Origin of the sequence: Halorubrum distributum JCM 10118, assembly GCF_000337335.1 — an archaeon.
GTDB classification, from domain to species: domain Archaea; phylum Halobacteriota; class Halobacteria; order Halobacteriales; family Haloferacaceae; genus Halorubrum; species Halorubrum distributum.
This window is the reverse complement of record NZ_AOJN01000022.1, coordinates 30,337-48,861: the sequence shown is the minus strand read 5'-3', so window position 1 is coordinate 48,861 and position 18,525 is coordinate 30,337. Positions and strand designations below refer to the sequence as shown.

Here is an 18,525-nt window from a genome sequence, read left to right as displayed (position 1 = left end):
GCACATCATCGACCCCACAGAGGCTGTGCCCCGTGGTAGTCCGGACACCCATAAAAGCGCTTTCAATGACCCGCGCGTGTGCGAGCGGGGATCACGGGGCGACGACCGAGGGACCGCAGCGGTGGGCGAACTCCGCGATTTTTAAGCCCGGCTCGCCCCTCCGTTCGCGTATCGAATGGTCCGTCTCGTTCACTACTCCGACATCGAGAACGTCTTCGACGCCCCGGAGCGGGCGGCCCGCCTCGCCGGCCGGGTCCGGGCGCTCTCGGGCCCCGACGCCGCGGTCGTCGGCACCGGCGACACGACCGCACCGGGCGTCCTCTCGCTGGTCGCGACCGGGAGGCAGGTCCTCGACTTCTACGAGGCGACCGACACCGTCCTCGACACGTTCGGAAACCACGAGTTCGACTACGGTCCCGACGCGCTCCGGGGCCTCGTCGCCGACTCGCCCGCGACGTTCGTCTCCGCGAACGTCCGCGACGAGGACGGCGAGCCGTTCGGCCGCGGCGAGGGCGTCGTCCCGTGGGCGACCCGCGAGGTCGACGGCGCGACGGTCGGGTTCGTCGGCGTCACCGACCCCGCGACGGACTCGCTGAACCCGATGGCCGCCGACCTCTCGTTCGACGACCCCGTGTCGGCCGTGCGCGACGCGCTCGCGGAGATGCGTACGGCGGTCGCCGAGCGCGGGGAGGGGAGGTCGGGTTCGGGAAGCGAGGAGGACGCGGCCGACGCCGACCCGCTCGATCACGTCGTCGTCCTCTCGCACCTCGGCGCGGGCGACGACGATCTCGCGCGCGAGCTCGACGTCGACGCGATACTCGGCGGCCACGTCCACAGCCGCCGGAACGAGGTCGTCGCGGACACGCTGCTCGTCCGGCCCGGCGTCAACGGGGAGACGGTGGGCGAAATCGACCTCGACGCCGATCCCCCGACGGCGACGCTCCACGAGCCCGACGGCGCCGACCCCGCCCCCGACCTCGCGGACGCGCTCGCGGAGCGGATGGCCGCGGCCGACCTCGACGAGACCGTCGACGTCGTCGAGGAGCCGATCGAGCGGTCGGGCGACGTGGTCCACGGCGGGGAGTGCCGCGTCGGCAACTTCGTCGCGGACGCGTTCCGGTGGATACACGACGCCGACGTGGGGCTGTCGAACGCCGGCGGGCTCCGGCAGGGCTACCCGTGGGCGGGCGACGTGACGAAGGCCGACCTGATCTCCCTGATCCCGTTCGAGGAGCCGGTGGCGCTCGCCTCCGTCACCGGCGCGGAACTTCACGACGTGTTCCGCGAGATGGCCGCGCCCGACGTGGACTTCGGCGAGGACCACTGGTGGCACGGCCACGTCTCGAACGCGCGCGTCGTCTGGGACGACGACGCCGAACTCATCCTCGAAGCCACCGTCGGCGGCGAGCCGATCGACCCCGACGCCCGCTACACGGTCGCCGTCTCGGAGTACCTGCTCCACTCCGAACACGAGTACCCGACGCTCGCCCAGCGCCACCGGATCGACGAGGCCGACATCCAGTACGAGGTGCTGGCGGCGTACGCCCGCGAACACGGCATCGACCCAGAAATCGAAGACCGGATCGAGATCCGGAACCGCGCCGTCGCGGCAGACGACGACTGAACGGGCGTCGCGGCGGCGACCGCTTACTTATAAACAGACGCGGTGGCGCGTGCCTCCGAGCGCCCGACGGGCGCGAGGAGCACGCGCGAGGGAGTCAGTCGCCGGAGCGAAGCGACGGCGACTGACGAGGTTGGGGAGGCGTGAGGTGCGGTTGCTGTGCGTTCCCGCGAGCGAAGCGAGCGGGAGCACGGAAGCCGCAGCCCGCACAGCGACCGAAGGGAGCGAGCAGGAACGTCTTCCGGTGGGGCGGGANCCCGCGAGCGAAGCGAGCGGGAGCACGGAAGCCGCAGCCCGCACAGCGACCGAAGGGAGCGAGCAGGAACGTCTTCCGGTGGGGCGGGAATCAAAGGGGCAGTCGCGAGGACGCCGTAGGCGACGTAAGCACCGAAACGAGGGAGCGGAGGACCGAGTGAGGAGCGCAGCGAGCGTACGGCGTCCTCGCGACTGGGGCTTTGGAGGTCTCTGTCGTTGATCCGTCATCAATTATTTATAAACGAGCGGCTGGGGCTTCGGCGGTGTTCGCCGCCGATCTAGCAGCAACAGTATATAAACGATTGTTCGACCATTTATAAACACCAACCGCGAGCGAACCGTTCGAGTCCGCAGCTTCTCAGTCTCAGTCCAGGTTCACGTCGACGTCGCGCTGGAGGCCGGCAGCCTTCACCGTATTATAAAGGAGCATCGCGCGCGTCATCGGCCCGACGCCGCCGGGAACGGGCGTGATAGCCCCCGCCACCTCGCTCGCCGACTCGTAGTCCACGTCCCCGACGAGTTCGTACCCCTTCTCGGTGTCCGCGTCCACCCGATTTATCCCCACATCGATCACGGTCGCGCCCTCCTTGAGCATCGAGCCGTCGACGAACTCCGGGATGCCCGCGGCCGCGACGACGAGGTCCGCGCCCGCCAGCTTCGCCTCCAAGTCCTCGGTGCGCGAGTGACAGACCGTCGTCGTCGCGTTGCCGGTCGGCGACTTCTGGATCAGCAGGTTCGCCATCGGCTTGCCGACGATGTCGGAGCGGCCGACGACGACCGCGTCGGCGCCCTCCGTCTCCACGTCGTAGGCGTCGAGGAGCTTCTGGACGCCGTGCGGCGTACAGGGTTTAAATCGGGCGTCGCCCGCGACGAGGCGCCCGACGTTCTCCGGGTGGAAGCCGTCCACGTCCTTCTCGGGGTCGATCCGCCGGAGGACGGTCCGCTGGTCCACGTGGTCCGGGAGGGGAAGCTGGACCAGGATCCCGTGGACGTCGTCGCGATCGTTGAGGTCGTCGATCGTCTCGTACAGCTCCTCGGCCGGTGCGTCGGCGTCGATCTCGACGTGGAAGCTCTCGATGCCGACCTCCTCGCAGTCGCGCTGTTTCATCGAGACGTACGTCTCGCTGGCCGGGTCGTCGCTCATCAGCACCGTGGCGAGCCCCGGCTCGACGCCGGCGTCGGCCAGCCGCGCCACCTCGTCGGCGACCGCGTCCCGCACGTCGGCCGCCACCGCCTCCCCGTCGATGATCTCTGTCATGTGCGACCGTCGTCGTCCCCGCGATAAAAATGACTCGGGATCGTGGTCATCGAACTCGTCTCATCCCGAATTTGATCCACGTATGAGGATCGTTTACTCCGGGAACAGTTCCTCCTCGCGCTCGACGGCGTCGATCGCGGCGACCTCCGAGTCGGTCAGTTCGAGCTCGGCCGCCGAGAGGTTCGCGCGGAGGTGCGCCTCGCTCGACGCCTTCGGGATCGCGGTCACGGGGTCCTTCGCGGTCGCCCACGCGATCGCGACCGCCTCGGGCGTCGTCCCGTGTGCGGCCGCGACCTCCACGACGGTGTCGACCTCCCGGACCCGCCCACCGGCGAGCGGCGAGTACGCGACCACCGGATACCCGTGTTCGCGGGCGTGATCGAGCAGCTCCGGGGTATAACAGAGCGGGTGGAGCTCCGTCTGGTGCGCCGCGGGCGGCCGGCCGAGGACGTCGATCGCCCGGTCGAGGTCCGCGATCTCGAAGTTCGAAACGCCGACGTTCCGTACGAGGCCGTCGTCGACCAGCCGGTCCAGCGCCGACAGGGTTGTCTCCGGATCGTAGTCGCCCCGCGGCCGGTGGACGTACAGCAGGTCGAGCGCGTCGACCCCGAGCCGGTCCGCGCTCTCGCGGGCCGCGGGCGCGACGGCGTCGGCCGCGAGGTCGTCGATCCAGAGCTTGGTCGCGACGGTCACGTCCTCGCGGTCGAGGTCCTCGGCCGCGGCCCCGGCGTCCCCGGCCAGCCCCGCGGCGAGCCCCTCGCCGACGACCGCCTCGTTGTCGTAGATCCGCGCGGTGTCGAGGTGGCGGTAGCCGACGGCGAGCGCGGTCGCGACCGCGTCCGGGTCGTCGATCCCCATCGTTCCGAGGCCGACGGGCGGGAGTTCCATGATCGACCCTGTCTCGCGGTCGGGCAAAAGCCTCCGGCTTCGTCCCGTCCACGGACGCGCCCGGCGAGCGGATTTAAGTCGGTTGCGGCAGTGTGACAGAAATCCCTCCATGGCAGCGAACCCTTCAGCCCGGTGTCCTCCCGCGTCGGGCGATCGCGATCCGGCGGGGTCCAGATGAGCCGAACCGGCACGTGGTCGTTCGCGACGGTCGGCGGGCGGGTCCGCGTCGCCCCCGCCGAGATCCGGATCGGTTGAGGGGTCGTCGACGCGCCCGAGACGGAGCTCGTCGCGTGAGTCACCGCGTCACGGAGACCGTCCGCTCGACGGTCTCGTACCCCTGCGCTGCCAGCGCCTCGGCGTAGTACCGCTCCGCGGCCCACCCCTGCGGGAGCCGACGGAGGCCGAACCGACGCGTCGGCCGCAGCTCGACGTCGACGACGCTCCCGCCGTCCGGCGCCTCGCGCACCGCGACCGCGTAGGACCCCCACGGCTCCCCGCCGGCGGTCCCCTCGATGTCGACGGTCGCGACCGGTGGCCGGTCTGACGCGCTCTCGGACTCGTCGGTCCCGCTGTCACCGGCGAGCAGGTCCCCCTCGGCGACGTCCACGGCGAGGTCGAGTTCGACCGTTTTGAGTCCGAAGAGGTACGAGAACTCGTAGGTCGCGTCCGCCCCGGACGCGTCCTCGCCGACGGAATCGGTCGGGTCGGTCGCGCCGTCGCGCCGAACCTCGTCGGCGACGACCCACTGGAACGCGAGGATCGGCGGCGTCGCCGTCGCGAACTCGCGGACGACGGCCTCGGGCGTCGCGTCCGTCCGGAGGCGGGTCGAGCCGCGCCGTCGGAACAGGGGCACCCGGAGCGCGACGAGGAGGACGGCGCCGACGGCCGCGCCGGGCCAGAACGACAGCGCCGCGACCGCCGCGAGGAACGCGCCGACGGCGATCAGCGCGAGAGTCCAGCTGGCGGCGCGCTCGGCGCGGCGGTAGCGGCCGACGACGGACCGCACGTTCGGCGCGTCTGGGTCGGTGGCCGGGGTCGCGGAGGGCGAGGGCATGGTCGCGTTTCGGCGACGGGCCACATGCCCGTTTTGGTCGGGGCGGGTGGCGCGGATTCGGCCGCCGACCTCAGACCTCTCCGTCCGCATCGGCCGGCGCCCGCCCGCAGATGCTCACGAGGTCGTGGAGGTCGTCGATCTCGTAGGTCGGGTGACAGGAGAGCTCCGTCGACCGTCGGTGGGGGCGCCGGAGGAACGCGGAGTCGATGCCGGCGTTGTCGGCGGCGCGAACGTCCGACTCGTTGTCGCCGACGAACAGCGCCGTCTCGGCGCCGAGGTCCTCGAGGGCGCGCTCGATGTAGTACGGCGAAGGCTTCTTGCGCGAGAGACTCGCCACCGAGGGCTCGCGGCCGTACGCGACCTCGAAGCGGCCCGCCAGCCCGAAGTGGTCGAGGAGTGCGTCGACGGTCGCCTGCTGGTTCGAGGAGACGACGCCGAGCGAGGCGTCCAGCGCCCGGAGCGCGTCGATGTCGTCGTACGGCGTCTTCCGCCCCTTCCGGGCGGCGTCGATCTGCGCCGCGGCCGCCGTCTCGTCTCTGACCCGCCAGAACTCCGCCGGGTCGACCCCGTAGCGCTCGCAGATGTCGGTCAGCGTCGCTGGGTCGACGCCGACGGCGACGTCGTCGACGTGCGCGAGGTCCGGGTCCTCGACGCCGAGGCTCACGAACGCGTCCCAGGCGGCCTCGCGGAGCGTGTCGAACGGCGTCCGCCCGACCAACACCCCGTCGTTGTCGAGGACGACGGCGTCGTACACGCATCGCTGTGGGTGGGTAACGGCCAAAAAGGTTTCACACGTCGGGAGCGCGGCGGCTCACGCCCCGGGAGGGCTGCGATCCGGGGGCGAGCGGGCGGCCTCACACGCCGAACAGCCGGAGGAAGAGCCCGGCGAGCAGCGCGAGCGTGCCGACGATCACGCCGACGAAGGGGATCGGCACCGGCAGCGGGATCACGATCAGCGCGACGCCGACGGCGGCCAGCGCGGTCGAGAGTTTCACGTCCCGAATTCGTCCGCGGCGCCCAAATACCTTCAGGCGGATTTCGACGGTCGGACGACGGCCGCCGGCGGGCGCGACGACTCCCGCACTTTCAATACCCGGCCCGTCGAACCCTCAGATTGGACTATGAACATCTCTGATATCGCGGTCCCGGAATACGTCGAGGTCGACGTCGACGAGCGGCTCGCCAAGGTCCGTTCTATCTTCGAGCGAGAGAACCCGAAGGGGATCGTCGTCGTCGAGGACGGCGAGTACGCCGGCGTCGTCGGCGAGAAGCAGCTCATGCGCTCGCGCATGGAGGACGACACGAAGGTGTCGGCGGTGATGAAGCCGGCGCCCTCGGTCGACCGCCACGAGGACGTCCGCGAGACCGCCCGGCTCCTCGTCGAAGGTGACGTGAAGATCGCGCCCGTCTACGAGGGCGAGAAGCTCTTCGGCATCGTCACGGTCGACCAGATCCTCGAGGCCGTCCTCGACAGCCTCGACGCGATCACCGTCGGCCAGATCGCGACCGAGGACGTGATCGGTATCGGCGAGACGGAGAGCGTCGGCCGCGCGATCAACCGCCTCCGCGAGAACGGCGTCTCCCGGCTCCCGGTCTTGGACGACGAGGGCGGCCTCGTCGGCGTCGTCACCACGAACGACATCGTGGAGTTCGTCGTCCGCGACCAGGAGCGTCAGGGCAGCGGCGACCGCGCCGGCGACATCGACCGCATGCTCGACATCCCCGTCTACGACATCATGTCGAGCCCCGTCGTCACGGCGGTGCACGACGAGACGGCCCAAGCGGTCGTCCAGCGCATGTTCGACAACGACGTCTCCGGGCTGGTCGTCACGCCCGAGGGCGCGGACACCGTCGCCGGGATGGTGACGAAGACCGACGTGCTGCGCGCGCTCACGTTCACCGAGCAGGACTCGATGGACGTCCAGATCACGAACGTCGACCTGCTGGAGGGGACCTCCCGCGAACACATCGTCGAGTCCATCGAGCAGGTCGCGGACAAGTACGCGGACATGCACGTCATCCACGCGCACGTCCGGCTCCACGCGCACAAGGAGAAGCTCCGCGGCACGCCCCTGATCCAGTGTCAGATCCGCCTCCGAACCAACGAGGGCCAGGTCGGCGGCTCCGGCGAGGGGTACGGCGCCGAACACGCCTTCCACGTCGCGCTCGACAAGCTGGAGCGGAACGTCCTCGAGATCAAGGGCGTCAACGCCGACGAGGAGTACCGCGGCCAGCTCCTCCGCAAGCTCGGCGAGCTCTGAGGCGGTAAGCGCCCGAACCGGCGAGCGGGCCCCTCACGCCGTCGACCTGCTCGCCGATACCGTCGACGGACCTCGATCGGTCGCTGCGAGGATTTCGGTCGCCGTCTCCGTCTTCTCCGCCGTACGCTTCGACTCGTCGCCAGCGACGCTCAGGCGTCGGTCCCCTCGGCGAGCCCGTCGCCGACGATCCGGAACGTCGCGGTGTCGCCGGCGGGCTTCGACCGGTGCTTTTCGAGGGTCGCTCGGCGGTTCCCGCCGCGGAACCGGTCGACGCGGAGGATCGCGCCCGTCCAGTGGTTCAGCGTGTTCCCGCCGAGCGCGCGGTCGCGATCGCCCTCGGGGTCCGTGAACACCTGGTTCGTGATCACGACGGCGACGTCGTGGCGCCGCGCCAGAGAGAGGAGGTGCGTCACCTGCTTGGCGACCTTGCGGAGCGACTCGCCGCCCTCGGTGTCGCCGGCGCGCTCCAGCCGGTAGAAGCCCGTCGCGGAGTCCAACACGATCAGCTCGACCTCCTCGGCGAGCTCCTCCGCGTCGCGGACCGCCTCGCGCTGGTCGTCGAAGTCGTACGCCTCCGAGATGACGAGCCGCGAGGCGAGCTCCTCGAGGGAGTCGTCGCCGTCTCCCCGTTCGAGCCGCCCCTCGGCCATCTGTTCGAAGCGGTCGATGGAGAGCCCCTCGGTGTCGATGTAGAGGGCGCGGTCGCCGCCGCCCGCGACCTCGACCGCGGCGGCGAGCGCGAGGTTCGTCTTCCCCGCCGCCGGCGGCCCGTACACCTGCGTGACGACGCCGCGCTCGAAGCCGCCGCCCAACAGCTCGTCGACCGGGCGACAGCCGGTCGGGATCGGATCGCTCACTACCGAGCGATTCGCTCGCGCTCGTATTTAAACGGTCGATCGCGGTACCCGTCCGGGCGAGCGCCGTCGCTCGTCGGGGCGTAATAAGTGTGAGAGAAACGGAGATAGGCGTCGATCGCGTCGAGCGACAGCCGAAATCCGGTAGTGCGTGCGGACGCGTCGTCCGCTACGTGGGGGTTAGTTGCGGACGAGGTTCGTCGCGCGGGGTCCCTTGGGGGACGATTCGATGTCGAATTCCACTTCCTGACCCTCCTCGAGGTCCGGGCCGCCGACGTCTTCCATGTGGAAGAACACGTCTTCGTCGTCGTCGAGGTCGCCGTCGTCAGTCGAGATGAAACCGTAGCCGCCAGTGTCGTTGAAGAAATCAACCTTACCGTTTGCCATTGCGAATAAACGTACAGCCCGTTCGGGGATAACCCTTGCGAGGGGCACGGTACCACGGGGGTACCGGACGTTCGTCTATCCGAGAAACGCCGAATACCGGCTCGTTTCGGGGCGCTTCGGCCGACGTTCCGACGCTCCCGGTCGTGTTCAGCGCGCGCAACCAGCCGCGGGGTTCATTTACGAGCGACCACGTAAGTCGACCAACGACAATGGACCGCCGCCACTTCCTCCGCTCGCTCGCCGCCACCGGCGCCGCCGCCGGCGCGACCGCTACGGCAGGCTGCGCCGGCGTCCTCGGCGAGTCCGGTCCCGAGGGAACGGTCCTGGGTCCGCCCGAGCAGACTCGGGGAGACCCGGTTCACCCGATCCAAGGCGACGAGATGCCCGATTTTACCGTCCCCGACCCGATCTCGGGCGAGGAGATATCGACGGCGCAGTTCGAGGGCGAGCGCGCGTTCCTGTGGACGATGTTCTACACCAACTGCCCCGACGGCGTCTGTCCGGCCCTCATCCTCCGTCTGCGGCGCGCGCAGGAGGTCGCCGCCGAGGAGGGGTTCGGGGACGAGGCGGCCTTCCTCCCCACCACGTTCGACCCCGAGCGCGACACGGCCGAGGCCCTCCGGGAGTACGCTGACCAGCGGGGCGTCGACCTCGACGCCGGCAACTGGCACTTCCTCCGTCCGGAGACGTACGAGCGCGGCAAAGAGCTGTTCGACGAGGAGTTCGGGCTCAAGATCCAGAAGGCGTTCGACAACGACTACGAGAGCCTGGAGTACACGTTCCCGCACTACGGGCTCATCCTCCTCGTCAACAAGCGAGGGATCGTCGAGCGCGCGTACCCGCGCGGGCCGGCCACCGACGTGGAACGGATCGTCGACGACTTCCGACGGGTGGTCACGGCGTGAGGCGACGGCACCTGCTGGCCGGGCTCGCGAGCGTCGGCGTCCTCGGCGGTGCGGGCGCCGTCGCGACCGGCGGGGTACCGGACGCGCTCGGTGGCAGCGACGCGCCCGAACTCGTCGAGCCGATAACGCTCGACACGGTCGACGCGCCGGGGAGCCGTGATGGCGAGGTGACGCTGCCCGCCCCGGACCGACCGACGTTCGTCGACTTCTTCGGGACGTGGTGCCCGCCCTGCGCCGAGCAGATGCCGGCCCTCGCGGAGGCGCACGATCGGATCGGCGACGAGGTGCTGTTCGTGTCGGTGACGACGGAGCCCGTCGGTGAGGCGGTCAGCGAGGAGACGGTGGCCGACTGGTGGCGGGAGAACGACGGTGACTGGCTCGTCGCCGCCGACGTCTCCGCCGAACTCGCGGCGCGACTCAACGTCGGAAGCTACCCGAGCGCGCGCGCCGTCGACGCCTCCGGGCGCGTCCGCTGGGCCACGTCCGGGACCCACACCACCGAGGAGTTCGTCGAGGGTATCCGGCGGGCGCTCGACGGATGACGGGCCGACCCGACTCATGACCGACGTCTCGCTTGCGACAAACGTCCCGCTGGCCGTGACCGCGGGTGTGACAACGTTCTTTTCGCCGTGCGCGTACCCGCTCCTGCCGGGATACGTGGGCTTCTACGTGAACTCCGTCGACGCCGACTCCGCGTCCGTCGTCGGGGCGGGGGCTCGAGGGATCGCGGCCGCGGTCGGCGTGTTAGCGACGTTCGCGCTGCTCGCGGGCGCGACCGTCCGGATCGGCTACTCGACGCTGTCGAACATCACGGTGTTCGAGACGCTCGTCGGCGGGCTGCTGATCGCCTTCGGACTGCTCGTGGTCTCCGGGCGCGCGCCGTCGATATCCGTGCCGCTGCCGGAGCGGCGGTCGAGCGTGTTCGGGTTCGGCGTCTTCGGCGCGGGGTACGCACTGGCCGGCGCCGGCTGTGTGGCCCCGGTGTTTCTCAGCGTCGTCGCCCGGGCGATCGCGCTCCCGTCCGAGACGGCGGTACTCCTCCTCGGCGTCTACGCCGGAACCGTCGCCGTCCTGATGGCCGCGACGACCGTCGCGACGGGCGTCGGTCTCGTCAGCAACGCCAACCGGGTGATGAACCACGCGGGACTGCTGAAGCGGATCGCGGGCGCCGTGATGATCGTCGCGGGGATCGGACAGCTGTACCTCTCGCTGGTCGTGTACTAACCGTGAGCGACGGTGTCGAACGTTCCGATCTCTCCCGTAGATTCTTAAGCGATTGGGGGGTATCTCCGCACAGCCGAACCGAACGGTTCGGTCCCCGCACCATGAATCTCGATCAGTTCACCGCCGAGAACGCACCGACCGACAGCGCGGAACCCTTCCAGCGCGAGAACAGCTACACCCTCGACGTCGAGGTCGCCGGCACCGTGATGGCGAAGGCGGGCTCGATGGTGGCGTACACGGGCGACGTCTCGTTCACGGGCAAGGCCTCCGCGGAGGGCGGAATCACCGGCTTCCTCAAGGAGGCAGCCACCGGCGAAGGGACGCCGATCATGGCCGTCGAGGGCGACGGGCACGTCTACTTCGCGGACGACGGCAAGAAGGTCCAGGTGATCGAGCTCGGCGCCGGCGAGTCGATCACGGTCAACGGCGAGGACGTGCTGGCGTTCGAGGAGTCGCTCTCCTACGAGATCAACACGATCGACAGCCTCGCCGGCGCGCTCGCCGGCGGCTTCAGCAACGTCTACCTCGAAGGGCCGGGCTACGTCGCCCTCACCACCCACGGCGACCCGATCGTCCTCGAACCGCCGGTGGCGGCCGACCCGAGCGCGACGGTCGCGTGGGGCGGCACCTCCCCCGACGTGGAGGTCAACCGCAGCCTCTCGGACATGATCGGCCAGGAGTCCGGCGAGCGCTACCAGATGCGCTTCGACGGCGCCGACGGCTTCGTCGTGGTCCAGCCGCGCGAGGAACACGTCTGAGCCGGAAACGGAGAATCAGTACGGCGGCCAGGGGCTATCGCGCGGCCAGCCAACTGGCGAAGTCGCCGGTGAGGAAGCCGACGTAGTCGGCGATGCCGAGGCCGAGCGAGACGATCACGACAATCAGTATCGGCAGCCGGACCGCCCAGATCCACGCGGCGTCGAGGCCGCCGACGTCCCCGATCCCCTTCCTGAGTTCCTCGCGGCCGACGTCCGGCACGACCCAGCCGACGAACAGGGCGAGCAGCAGCGAGCCGAGCACGAGCAGGATGCCGTCGGCGAGGCCGTCGTACAGGCCGAGGAAGATCGAGTCGATCGTGACCGGGACGCCGAGCAGGAAGACGGCAGCTCCGAGCGCAGCGGACGCCGGCACCCGGGCGACGCCGACCTCGTCGATCAGGTAGGAGACGAGCACTTCGAGGATGCTGATCGCCGAGGAGAGCGCGGCGATCCCGACCATGCCGAAGAAGACGATTCCGAGGACGCGACCGCCGGGGATCCCCGCGAACGCGGCGGTGAGGCTCACGAAGATCGCCCCGGGACCGCCGGCTCCGGGCTCGATGCCGACCGAGAAGAGGACCGGGAAGACGACGAAGCCGACGAGGACGGCGACGAGCGTGTCGAGCGTCGCGATGATCCCGGCGTCCGCCGCGAGGTTCCGGTCCTCGCCGAGGTAGGAGGCGTAGGTGATCATCACGCCCATTCCGAGCGAGAGCGTGAAGAACGCCTGCCCGGCCGCGGCGGGGAGGATCTCCGTCCAGTTCGCGGCGATCGTCCCGAAGTCCGGCGAGAGGTAGTAGGCGTACGCCGCGCTCGCGCCGTCGAGCGTGAAGCCGTACGCGGCCAAGCCGAGGAGCATCACGAGGATGGCGGGGACCATCACCTTCACGCTCAGTTCGATCCCGCGCCGGACGCCGGCGGCGATGATGCCGACGACGAGCAGCATGAACAGGGCGTGGAAGACGAGCGTATCGAGACCGGTCGAGACGGCCCTGTACAGCGCGTCCGCCTCGGCCGGGTCGGTCAGCGTGTACCCTTCCGTGATCCCGATGAGCGTGTAGCGGAGGAACCAGCCCGCGACGACGCTGTAGTACGAGAGGATGATGAAGCCGGTGACGACGAACAGCCACCCGGCGCGCGACCAGACGCCGCTCCCCAGTTCCCGCAGCGCGCCGACGGGGTTCCGGTCGGTCCGCCGGCCGATGACGAACTCGACGAGGATCGCCGGGAACCCGATCAGCGCGACGAACGCCAGGTAGGTGATCAGAAACGACGATCCGCCGTACTGGCCGGTGATGAACGGGAACCGCCAGACGTTCCCGAGGCCGACCGCGCTGCCGACCGCGGCGAGGATGAACCCCATCCGCGTCGCCCATGTCTCGCGTGCCATTGGTGTCGAAGAGAGATCCCCAACCGTGTAAAAGCGTGTCTCTCCGCCGCTCGCTCCAGTAATCATCGAACGTGATCAATCGGGCACCGCTGTGGCGAGGCCGCCTTGGCGCCGAGGACCGCGTCGAAATTGTCGAGGGTCCCCCCGGAGCGACGGCCGAGACCGATCCCTATCGGGGACCGTGAATTTAATAGCCGGACGGCAACCTCACGGGGTATGGAACGCGTAGACGTCGCGATCGTGGGCGGCGGGCCGGCCGGATCGTCCGCGGCGCACGCGGCCGCGACCGGCGGCGCCGACGCCCTGGTCATCGAGAAGGGGGTCCCCCGAGCCGACCGCGGCCGCCTCGGTCCGGACTCGACCGACGCGGCCGGTATCCTCGACTACTGGGTGGACATCATGGGGATCCACCCCGACGAGTTCGACGACGGGGTCGTCCAGCGGGAGCTGAACCGCGCCGAGTTCCGCGGGCCCGACGAGTCCGCCACGCTCACCGCCACCGGCATCGACTCCTCGTACGACAAGTTCGGGTACACCTTCCAGCGCGCGCGCTTCGACGACTGGCTCCGCGACCGCGCCGAGGACGCGGGCGCCGAGTACCGGGTCGGGACCTCCGTCCGCGGCGTCGACACCGATCTCTCGGTGACTCCGGACGACGGCGACCCGCGGCATACGCTCGAACTCGCCGACGGGGGGACCGTCGGCGCCGACTTCGTCGTCCTCGCCGACGGCCCGCAGCGCACCGTGACAAACCGCGTCCTCGACGAGTACCTGCCCGCGGACGCGCAGGCCTCCGAGCGGCTGGCCTCCCGGACCGCGAACCACATCGCCTACCAGGAGTACCGGCGCGTCCCCGAGGAAGTGTTCGAAGAAGTCGACGACGCCATCGTCTTCTGGTGGGGCGTGATGCCCGGCGAGACCGCGTACCCGTGGATCTTCCCGAACGCGGACCGCGTCTGCCGGGTCGGACTGACGATGCCGATCGGCCTCGACATCGACGAGGTCGACGCCTCGGAGTACGCGCTGCTCGACGCGGACGACGAGTCGATCCCGCAGGGCGGCGAGTACATCCGTCGCCTCCTGGAGTGGCAGTACGGCGACGAGTACGACATCGAAGAGGACTTCCCGCTCGTCGAGGACGCCGGGAAGCGGAACGGGACCGAGACGTACCCGATCTCGTCGACCCGGCCGATCGACTCGCCGGTGGACGCCGGGGTCGCGGTCGCGGGCGGCGCGATGGGGACGACCTCGGCGTTCCACGAGGGCGGCGACCACGTCGCGGTCCGCACCGGCGCGATCGCCGGCGAACTCGCCGCCGAGGGAGACCTGGCTTCCTACAACCGTCGCTGGAAGGAGGCGATCGGCGATGAGGTCGTCCGCAACGTGACGATGGCCGACATGGTCGCCGAGTACGGGCCGGACGACTGGAACCGGGTTATCGGCGCGGCCGACGCGATGCTCGCCGCCGAGACCGGCGACAGCCTGCTCTCGCAGCCGTACCGCTCCGGCTGGGAGTCGCTGAAGCTACTGCTCGGCTACAAGTGGAACAAGCGCCGGGTGAAGAAGGACTACGTCGGCATCGACGAGAGCGAGTACGTGTACTGACGCCGCGTTCGCGCGGGAGTCCGCGCGGCGCCGGCGGTATCGCCCCCGTTACCGGACCACCGGCGCCGCCAACTCGACGGGCTCCGTGTCGATCCCCGCGACGTCGACCGGCTCGACCTCGTGAGTCGGCCACCGACCGGTCTTCGTGAGCCGCTCGGTCAGGTCGGACGCCACGAGGTGCGTGTCCTCGCTTTTCGTCGCTTGAACCGTTGGATTCCACGCGTAGCCCATCGGCCGCCGGACCGGTTCGTCGCCGTTCGGGGTCGCGAACCACTCCCGGCCGGCGAATCCGGCGGCGCCGCCCTGGTGGTGGTTCTCCCACTCGTCGGCGAAGCCGACGGCGTCGTATGCCGCTCGAATGGCTTCGAAGACGTCGCCGGCGGTGTCGGGGCCGGCGTCGCCGGGATCGGCGGCGTCATCGGCACCGCCGTCTCGTGAGAGGGTTCCGGCCGCGGCCGCCTCGGTGGCGCGGACCGCGGTCGCCTCGACGCGCGCCGCGGCGCGGTGGCGCTCCTCGAACCAGTCGGGGGCGTCGAACGCGACGGTGCGCGTCATCGAGGCGTACAGCCCCGCGTGCTCGCCCGTGACCGACACGAGCGCGTAGTCGCCGAGGGAGGCGTCGCTCGGCGTGTAGTGCCGGAACGCCCGCGCCCGGTCAGCTCCCCCGACGAGGACGACCGGCGTGTCCACGTCGCGAGAGGCGAGCGAGATGTCGATGCCGGCGGCGACCTCGTACTCGGGATCTTCGGGTTCGAGGTTCCGGCAGACGGTCTCCACGGCGGCCGCGACCTCGCGGCCGAGATCGCGGTACCGCTCGACGTCGTCGTCGGTGAGCGGCTGTCTGAGCCGGCTGCCGTCGACGGCCGCGAAGCCGGGGACGTCGAAGTCGGCGGCGGCGGGGGCGGGCGAGCGCTCGGCGACGGCCTCGGCGAGCGAGCCGGCGTACCACGGGAACGACTCGACCGCGAACGCGTCCGGGAGCTCCTCGTCGGCGAGCCGGTCCGCCTCGACGTTGTCGGTTATCACGCGGAGTTCGCCGTCGTAGCCGGCGGCGGCGACGCCCGTCGGCGCGTCTCCGTCGACGACATTGTCGCCGCCGGTGAGCCACGCGAACCCGTTCGGCCGCGCGAACCAGACCGCTTCGAGCCCGCGCTCGTCGAGGTACGCGTCGAGCCTCTCCGTGCGGGCGGCGATGTCGACCATACGAACGGACTGTCGGCGAGCGGGTAAAAACGGTCGAAAGCCGCTCGCGCCGGCCGCTTCGGGGTGCCGCCGTCACCCGATCGGCGGGTGGTGACTCGCCCCGTCCGGATCCCCGAAACGAAAGGTTCAATTACGTCCCCCGGATACGACGAGATGCGTCAGTAAGCCCCTGCGGGTTGGTAGTCTAGTCCGGTTATGACACCTCCTTGACATGGAGGAGGCCGGCGGTTCAAATCCGCCCCAACCCACTTTTCTCGACACCGCAACCGTGAGCGACAGCGAGCGATCCGTGTCGGCAAAATGGTGCCGCGGATTTGAAGCAGGGAACGGAGCGAGCGCTAGCGAGCGGAGTGACTGAGGTTCAAATCTGCCCCAACCCACTCCCTTATACGCGAAAACCGCACGACTGCGAGAGACGCTTATACCGTCAAAGGGGTCTTTATGAGCGCCCCCGCGGAAACCACCGAGGAAACCCGCGCCATCTGCGAGTTCTGCGGGTTCTTCATCGACGAACCGGAGCAGAGTTGTCCGGCTCGCGAGGAGGGGGTGTGCCGGGCATGAGACACCGCCCCGAGTGCGGAGCGAAACTCACGTGGACCTCGAAGCCCGGCAGCGCGGTCCGGGCCGCTCGAAGAGTACGGTGCCGCGTACTATCGGTCTCAGTGTAGCGGCGCTTTCTCGGCGCCTGCTGGCGCGGAGAATGCGGTCGGAGGGATTCGAGAGTTGGGCAGACTGGTTTTAGCCGCTATCCCGTTCTCGTGCGTGCCGTCCACCCCGTCTTCTGATCTAACCCTGAGGATTGTTAACGGACCCATAGTTCTTTGCTCCTTTGAGATGTTAAGGAAGTATGAAACGAACAGGGGATGCGTTCAAGGTCCTCCTGATTGTGGGAGTCGTCTTCCTCGCGGGCTGTATCGCCGCGGTACCCGGCGAGCAGGTACCGACCGGACCGGACACGGGCGACCAACCGACAGTCGAAGCAGCGAACGGGACCGTCGAGGTCCACTACATCAACGTCGGCCAATCAGTCAGTACGCTCGTCGTCGGGCCGGAGGGCGAGACGATGCTCGTCGACACGGGGCATTACAACGACGACGGCGAGTACGTCTTGGAGTACCTCCAGCGGCACGATATCACGCGTATCGACCACCTCGTAACCTCGCACAACGACGCGGACCACATCGGCGGCAACGCGGCGATCATCGACTACTACGAGACGGAAGCCGAGGGGATCGGCGCCGTCTACGATCCCGGGATCGCCGCGAGTACGCAGACCTACGCCGAGTACCTCGACGCCGTCGAAGAACACGACGTGACGCTGTACGAGACGCGAGAGGGGGACACCATCTCGTTCGGTGCGGTCGACGTCGACGTGCTCGGGCCGCCCGAGCCGTACCTCGAAAACGAGGCGCGCAACGAGAACAGCATCGTGCTCAAGCTCACACACGGCGAGACGAGCTTCCTGCTCTCCGGCGACGCCGAAGACGACCAGGAGGAGTACCTGATCGACACGTACGGCGCGGAGTTACAGTCGACGGTGCTGAAGGCCGGCCACCACGGCTCGTCGAGCTCGTCGAGTGAGCCGTTCCTCGATGCGGTGGCGCCGCAGGCGGTCGTCGTGTCGAGCGCGTACGACTCGCGGTATGGGCACCCGACCGAGGAGGTCCTCCGGCGCTTCGCGGATCGGTCGATTCCGACGTACTGGACCGCCACGCACGGGAACATCGTCCTCGTGAGCGACGGGAACGGCGTCTCGATACGGACGCAACGAGACGCGCCCACCGACCCGCTCTCGATCCGCGACGCCGAGCCGATCGAACCCGGCACGAGCGGCGAAGTCGTCGAACGCACGCGACTCGGCGGCGACCCAGTTGACGGCGGTTCCGGTGACGGAACTGACGACGGCGGCGACGACACCGACGACGAGAACGAGACGGCGTCGACCGACCCGGCCGCGGCGCTGGAGGTCGCGACGATCAACGCGGACGCCGAGGGCGACGATCAGGAGAACCTCAACGACGAGTACGTCGTCTTCGAGAACACGGGCGACGAGCCGATCGACCTGTCCGGGTGGACCGTCGAAGACGAGGCGGCACACAGCTACGAATTCCCGCAGGGGTTCACGCTCGACGCGGGCGCCTCGGCGACGCTCCGGACGGGGAGCGGGACGGACACCGACACCGAACTGTACTGGGGAGCGGGGTCGCCGATCTGGAACAACGCCGGCGACACAGTGATACTCTCGAACGCTGACGGGGAACACGTCCTTGAGGTGAGCTACGAATGACTGCTATCGAGCTTCCCGACGGCGAGTACACCGCGGTCGTCGACAACGTCGAAGACGGGCTCGCGACCGTGTTCTTCGAGCGCGACGGCGAGGAGGTCGGGAACGCGGTGCTGGACGCCTCACGGCTCCCGTCGGACGGACAACACGCCGACGCGATTCTCTCGGTGACGCTCAGTGACGGGCGTATCGAATCTGCCTCGTACAAGCCCCAGCAGACTGAGGACCGGAAAGCGGCGGCACAGGACCGGTTCGATCGGCTCTCGAAGCGGCCGCCGTCTGACGAGGAAGCCTAGCTGAGGTGGGCTTAGAAGCTAATGTTCAGCTATGCGATCCGCAACGAGGACGACGAGAATCACAAACGCGACCAAGTAGAGACCGACTTCAATATAGCATCATAGGTAGAGCAGAAATTAAAATCAAATCATAAACACTTCTGCCAGATTAACGATGACAACTGCGGGGATTAAGCCCTGCGCGACGACCGGCGAATCGAGCGAGCCCACCGACTGCGCACGCTGCCCAGCGCCGGCTGACGGCTTCGACGCCGCACGCGGCGTCGCTGTCTGTCGCGACTG

The 18,525-nt window shown here is 69.1% G+C and carries 18 protein-coding genes and 1 tRNA gene; 10 read left to right on the top strand and 9 right to left on the bottom strand.

Annotated features, from left to right (window positions below):
• Window positions 1–175: 175 nt before the first annotated feature.
• The gene (locus C466_RS03820) at window positions 176–1,624 is read left to right on the top strand and encodes a bifunctional metallophosphatase/5'-nucleotidase (RefSeq protein WP_004595323.1); all 1,449 of its coding nucleotides are present in this window, start codon (window positions 176–178) and stop codon (window positions 1,622–1,624) included.
• A 616-nt stretch (window positions 1,625–2,240) separates the two neighbouring features.
• Here C466_RS03820 and C466_RS03815 read toward each other — a convergent pair.
• The 5 genes from C466_RS03815 to C466_RS16885 all read right to left on the bottom strand — a co-directional run bounded on the left by C466_RS03815 (window position 2,241) and on the right by C466_RS16885 (window position 6,071).
• Window positions 2,241–3,134, bottom strand: coding sequence for a bifunctional methylenetetrahydrofolate dehydrogenase/methenyltetrahydrofolate cyclohydrolase (locus tag C466_RS03815; protein WP_004595324.1), 894 nt, complete (start codon window positions 3,132–3,134; stop codon window positions 2,241–2,243).
• Window positions 3,135–3,227: 93 nt separating this feature from the next.
• The gene (locus C466_RS03810; RefSeq protein ID WP_004595325.1) at window positions 3,228–4,022 is read right to left on the bottom strand and encodes an aldo/keto reductase; all 795 of its coding nucleotides are present in this window, start codon (window positions 4,020–4,022) and stop codon (window positions 3,228–3,230) included.
• A 295-nt stretch (window positions 4,023–4,317) separates the two neighbouring features.
• Window positions 4,318–5,076: a hypothetical protein gene (locus C466_RS03805; RefSeq protein ID WP_004595326.1), complete on the bottom strand. Its 759-nt coding sequence runs from the start codon at window positions 5,074–5,076 to the stop codon at window positions 4,318–4,320.
• 70 nt (window positions 5,077–5,146) lie between these two features.
• Entirely contained in the window at window positions 5,147–5,830 is a 684-nt protein-coding gene (locus tag C466_RS03800; protein ID WP_004595327.1) for an HAD family hydrolase, read from the bottom strand.
• 100 nt (window positions 5,831–5,930) lie between these two features.
• On the bottom strand, window positions 5,931–6,071 hold the full coding sequence (locus C466_RS16885; RefSeq protein ID WP_159368571.1) for a hypothetical protein: 141 nt from the start codon (window positions 6,069–6,071) through the stop codon (window positions 5,931–5,933).
• 126 nt (window positions 6,072–6,197) lie between these two features.
• On the opposite strand from C466_RS16885, the gene C466_RS03795 reads away from it, so the two are divergent.
• Window positions 6,198–7,337 carry a CBS domain-containing protein gene (locus C466_RS03795; protein WP_004595328.1) on the top strand — a complete coding sequence of 380 codons (1,140 nt, stop codon included), beginning with the start codon at window positions 6,198–6,200 and terminating at the stop codon, window positions 7,335–7,337.
• A 149-nt stretch (window positions 7,338–7,486) separates the two neighbouring features.
• On the opposite strand, the gene radB is transcribed toward C466_RS03795, so the two are convergent.
• Window positions 7,487–8,194 (bottom strand): DNA repair and recombination protein RadB, encoded by a 708-nt coding sequence (radB, locus tag C466_RS03790; RefSeq protein ID WP_004595329.1) that lies wholly within the window; start codon window positions 8,192–8,194, stop codon window positions 7,487–7,489.
• 177 nt (window positions 8,195–8,371) lie between these two features.
• Window positions 8,372–8,578 (bottom strand): cold-shock protein, encoded by a 207-nt coding sequence (locus C466_RS03785; protein WP_004595330.1) that lies wholly within the window; start codon window positions 8,576–8,578, stop codon window positions 8,372–8,374.
• 209 nt (window positions 8,579–8,787) lie between these two features.
• Here C466_RS03785 and C466_RS03780 point away from each other — a divergent pair, with 209 nt between their 5' ends.
• The 4 genes from C466_RS03780 (at window position 8,788) to C466_RS03765 (ending at window position 11,465) form a co-directional block, all read left to right on the top strand.
• Window positions 8,788–9,483: an SCO family protein gene (locus C466_RS03780; RefSeq protein WP_004595331.1), complete on the top strand. Its 696-nt coding sequence runs from the start codon at window positions 8,788–8,790 to the stop codon at window positions 9,481–9,483.
• Window positions 9,480–10,025: a TlpA family protein disulfide reductase gene (locus C466_RS03775; protein ID WP_004595332.1), complete on the top strand. Its 546-nt coding sequence runs from the start codon at window positions 9,480–9,482 to the stop codon at window positions 10,023–10,025. The genes C466_RS03780 and C466_RS03775 overlap by 4 nt, the downstream gene beginning before the upstream one ends.
• A 16-nt stretch (window positions 10,026–10,041) precedes the next feature.
• Window positions 10,042–10,707 carry a cytochrome c biogenesis protein CcdA gene (locus tag C466_RS03770; protein WP_004595333.1) on the top strand — a complete coding sequence of 222 codons (666 nt, stop codon included), beginning with the start codon at window positions 10,042–10,044 and terminating at the stop codon, window positions 10,705–10,707.
• A gap of 101 nt (window positions 10,708–10,808) precedes the next feature.
• A complete protein-coding gene (locus C466_RS03765) occupies window positions 10,809–11,465 on the top strand; it encodes an AIM24 family protein (RefSeq protein ID WP_004595334.1) in 657 nt (218 codons plus the stop codon).
• Between the two features lie 34 nt (window positions 11,466–11,499).
• Here C466_RS03765 and C466_RS03760 read toward each other — a convergent pair whose 3' ends face one another.
• Window positions 11,500–12,855, bottom strand: a complete 1,356-nt coding sequence (locus C466_RS03760; protein WP_049908300.1) for a sodium-dependent transporter — start codon at window positions 12,853–12,855, stop codon at window positions 11,500–11,502.
• Window positions 12,856–13,071: 216 nt separating this feature from the next.
• On the opposite strand from C466_RS03760, the gene C466_RS03755 reads away from it, so the two are divergent.
• Window positions 13,072–14,460, top strand: a complete 1,389-nt coding sequence (locus C466_RS03755) for an NAD(P)/FAD-dependent oxidoreductase (RefSeq protein WP_004595336.1) — start codon at window positions 13,072–13,074, stop codon at window positions 14,458–14,460.
• A gap of 48 nt (window positions 14,461–14,508) precedes the next feature.
• Here the strand turns inward: C466_RS03755 and C466_RS03750 are convergent, their stop codons facing one another.
• Complete coding sequence (locus C466_RS03750) at window positions 14,509–15,663, bottom strand: M24 family metallopeptidase (protein ID WP_004595337.1); 1,155 nt, start codon at window positions 15,661–15,663, stop codon at window positions 14,509–14,511.
• A 173-nt stretch (window positions 15,664–15,836) separates the two neighbouring features.
• Between C466_RS03750 and C466_RS03745 the strand changes: the two genes are divergently transcribed.
• From C466_RS03745 to C466_RS03735, 3 genes are all read left to right on the top strand, one after another.
• Window positions 15,837–15,911, top strand: a tRNA-Val gene (locus C466_RS03745).
• A 599-nt stretch (window positions 15,912–16,510) separates the two neighbouring features.
• Entirely contained in the window at window positions 16,511–17,950 is a 1,440-nt protein-coding gene (locus C466_RS03740) for a lamin tail domain-containing protein (RefSeq protein WP_239641178.1), read from the top strand.
• Window positions 17,947–18,243 carry a DUF3006 family protein gene (locus tag C466_RS03735; protein WP_004595339.1) on the top strand — a complete coding sequence of 99 codons (297 nt, stop codon included), beginning with the start codon at window positions 17,947–17,949 and terminating at the stop codon, window positions 18,241–18,243. Before C466_RS03740 ends, C466_RS03735 begins: the two co-directional genes overlap by 4 nt.
• The last annotated feature ends 282 nt before the right edge of the window (window positions 18,244–18,525 follow it).

Bases quoted from the DNA above. Each gene is read 5' to 3' on its own strand.
- C466_RS03765 (WP_004595334.1), top strand. From the start codon at position 10,809: ATGAATCTCGATCAGTTCACCGCCGAGAACGCACCGACCGACAGCGCG.
- C466_RS03780 (WP_004595331.1), top strand. From the start codon at position 8,788: ATGGACCGCCGCCACTTCCTCCGCTCGCTCGCCGCCACCGGCGCCGCC.
- C466_RS03810 (WP_004595325.1), bottom strand. From the start codon at position 4,022: ATGGAACTCCCGCCCGTCGGCCTCGGAACGATGGGGATCGACGACCCG.
- C466_RS03735 (WP_004595339.1), top strand. From the start codon at position 17,947: ATGACTGCTATCGAGCTTCCCGACGGCGAGTACACCGCGGTCGTCGAC.
- C466_RS03795 (WP_004595328.1), top strand. From the start codon at position 6,198: ATGAACATCTCTGATATCGCGGTCCCGGAATACGTCGAGGTCGACGTC.
- C466_RS03770 (WP_004595333.1), top strand. From the start codon at position 10,042: ATGACCGACGTCTCGCTTGCGACAAACGTCCCGCTGGCCGTGACCGCG.
- C466_RS03755 (WP_004595336.1), top strand. From the start codon at position 13,072: ATGGAACGCGTAGACGTCGCGATCGTGGGCGGCGGGCCGGCCGGATCG.
- C466_RS03750 (WP_004595337.1), bottom strand. From the start codon at position 15,663: ATGGTCGACATCGCCGCCCGCACGGAGAGGCTCGACGCGTACCTCGAC.
- C466_RS03805 (WP_004595326.1), bottom strand. From the start codon at position 5,076: ATGCCCTCGCCCTCCGCGACCCCGGCCACCGACCCAGACGCGCCGAAC.
- C466_RS03820 (WP_004595323.1), top strand. From the start codon at position 176: ATGGTCCGTCTCGTTCACTACTCCGACATCGAGAACGTCTTCGACGCC.
- C466_RS03760 (WP_049908300.1), bottom strand. From the start codon at position 12,855: ATGGCACGCGAGACATGGGCGACGCGGATGGGGTTCATCCTCGCCGCG.
- C466_RS03740 (WP_239641178.1), top strand. From the start codon at position 16,511: ATGAAACGAACAGGGGATGCGTTCAAGGTCCTCCTGATTGTGGGAGTC.
- C466_RS03785 (WP_004595330.1), bottom strand. From the start codon at position 8,578: ATGGCAAACGGTAAGGTTGATTTCTTCAACGACACTGGCGGCTACGGT.
- C466_RS03815 (WP_004595324.1), bottom strand. From the start codon at position 3,134: ATGACAGAGATCATCGACGGGGAGGCGGTGGCGGCCGACGTGCGGGAC.